Source organism: Microvirga antarctica, from assembly GCF_017921815.1.
GTDB lineage: Bacteria > Pseudomonadota > Alphaproteobacteria > Rhizobiales > Beijerinckiaceae > Microvirga > Microvirga antarctica.
The window spans coordinates 1-287 of record NZ_JAGEMM010000120.1 but is presented as its reverse complement, the minus strand read 5'-3'; the positions used below and the strand labels follow the sequence as shown (position 1 = coordinate 287).

Genomic DNA, 287 nt, shown 5'->3' with positions numbered 1-287 from the left:
GATCACCGCAAACAGCCAACGCTGCCAGCCGCCGTGATCGGCGAGGAAACTGAATGCTGCTCCGGTGTTATAGGCCAGCGTCCAGGCGAAGTAGCCCGGGATCACGTCGACCTTCTGGTACAGGCTGAAGTTGGCTTCAAAGTAGTGTTTGGTCGCCTGATCGAAGGCGATCACCAGCACACTGAGCCACAGCCAGGCGAGCCGACCGAAACGCGCACTCATTGCACAGCCTCCGGCCCGCCGATCGTCCAGCGCGTATCACGCATAGTGACGAACCTCACCCGCGC

Annotated in this window: 1 protein-coding gene; it reads right to left on the bottom strand. The window is 61.3% G+C overall.

The genetic code is table 11. The features are described from left to right. A partial coding sequence (locus J4G32_RS21110; protein ID WP_210497656.1) for a signal peptidase II occupies nt 1-222 on the bottom strand: 222 nt, incomplete at its 3' end. Nucleotides 223-287: the final 65 nt, after the last annotated feature.